Origin of the sequence: Micromonospora deserti, from assembly GCF_003236335.1 — a bacterium.
In the GTDB taxonomy this organism is placed as follows: domain Bacteria; phylum Actinomycetota; class Actinomycetes; order Mycobacteriales; family Micromonosporaceae; genus Micromonospora; species Micromonospora deserti.
Genome location: NZ_POUB01000477.1, coordinates 1 through 2,004 on the forward strand (window position 1 = coordinate 1; position 2,004 = coordinate 2,004).

1 protein-coding gene is annotated in these 2,004 nt (G+C 69.1%); it reads left to right on the top strand.

What is annotated here, in order from left to right:
* Positions 1-130 precede the first annotated feature (130 nt).
* On the top strand, positions 131-1,948 hold the full coding sequence (locus tag C1I99_RS31310; RefSeq protein WP_267897538.1) for an IS481 family transposase: 1,818 nt from the start codon (positions 131-133) through the stop codon (positions 1,946-1,948).
* Positions 1,949-2,004 lie beyond the last annotated feature (56 nt).

Here is a 2,004-nt window from a genome sequence, read left to right on the forward strand (position 1 = left end):
TGTCCTCCGTCGACTGATGTGCGACATGCGTCCGCCAGCTGATTTGCGACAGTGGTCGGTTCGGCACTCTGAGCCCGACGTCTCCGCGGGGCGTCGGGACTCGGGGAGGCCGGGATTGGCGCTGGTTGTCTTGTCAGTTGTCGAGCAACGCCTGGATGCGGTTCGTGCGGTGCTGGCCGGGTCAGATGTCGTGGAGGTGGCCGCCAGCTTTGGGGTGCATCGGTCGACGGTGCATCGGTGGGTGGGCCGGTATCTGACCGAGCAGTTGGCCGGGTTGGCCGACCGGTCACATCGGCCGCACTCATCGCCCGCGCAGGTGGCGGAGGCGGTCGAGGTCGCGGTAGTGGAGATGCGTCGGGAGCATCCTCGATGGGGATCGCGGCGGATCCGGTTGGAGATGCTGCGCAAACCTGGCCCCTGGGCGGTCGAGGACCTGGCGGTGCCGTCGGAGCGAACGATCGATCGGATTCTGCAGCGGCAAGGGCTGCTGCGGGTCCGGCCCCGGAGACGGCCGAAGGAGTCGTATCGGCGGTGGGAACGGCCCGCCCCGATGCAGCTGTGGCAGATGGACATCGTCGGTGGAGTGCAGCTGGTCAACCCGGCCACTGGTGTGCTGCGGGAGGCGAAGCTCGTCACCGCCGTTGACGACCACTCCCGGTATTGCGTGATCGCCAAGGTGGTCGAGAGGGCCACCGGCCGGGCGGTATGCCTGGCCCTGGCAGAAGCCCTGGCCCGGTTCGGCGTCCCGGAGGAGATCATCACCGACAACGGCAAGCAGTTCACCGACCGGTTCGGCAAGTACCGGCCCCGCACCGGTGAGGTGCTGTTCGACAAAATCTGCCGCCACAACGGCATCACGCACCGGCTCACCGCGCCTGCCTCACCGAACCAGAACGGCAAGGTCGAACGGTTCCACGGCACCGTGCGTCCCGACTTCCTCGACACCGCCGAAGCGTTCACCAGCCTGCACGAGGCCCAAGCCGCGGTGGACGCATACGTGCGGCACTACAACACCGACCGACCCCACCAGGGGCTCGACCCGAAGATGCCGGTCACCCCGGCTGACCGGTTCCAGCCGGTCCCGGCCCAGCAGCGGGCACTGGTCGACCTGTGGCTGCCACCCACCCTGGACCCCGTCCCCTCCACCCCGCTCCAGCAGCCCTCGACCGACCCTGAGCCCGTCCAGGTCCAGCCGCCAGCGGTCGAGACGGGCGGGCCGGTGGAGTTCGACCGGGTCGTCCCGGCGTCGGGCAACCTGATGGTCTGCCAACGCCAGTTCTGGATGGGCACCCACCGGGCCGGCATGGTGGCCCGGATCTGGGCCGACTGCGACCTGATCCACGTCCTCATCGCCGGCATCCGGATCAAGACCGTCCGCTCTCACCTGAGCGTCAACGACCTGGCCACCCTCACCCGCCAAGGCGCCGTCCCCGCCGGCCCCGCACCCCTGCCCCCGATCGAGGACGGCGACGCCGTCGAGGTCGAGCGCTGCGTCAACCGAGGCGGCGGGGTCTCACTGGGCCAGCACATCGTCCTGGCCGCAGAGATCCTCGCCGGCCGCCGCGTCGGCATCCGCATCGAGCCGACCACCCTCATGTTCTACGACCTGGACACCCGCGAACTGCTCCGCACCCGCGCCAACCCGCTCCGCCCGGAACAGATCAAGCGCCTCCGCGGTGCCCGACCGGCAGGGCCACCACCACGACCCTCCGTCGAACCCGTCCGAGTGCAGCGCCGTGCCTCCAACAGCGGCATCATCATGGTCGCCGGCCAGAAGGTCGCCCTCGGCCGGCACCACCGACACCAGACCGTCACCGTGACCGTCTCCGAAACGACCCTGGCCATCGAACTCACCGACGGCGACACCAAGGTCATCCGACGCACCACCACCCACCCAGTCCGTAGCATCAAAGGCCAGCGACCGCGGATCGCTACCCACGTTTCCTAGACCACCCGTCGCACATCACCTGGCGGAACCGCGTCGCACATCAGCTGACGGATCAC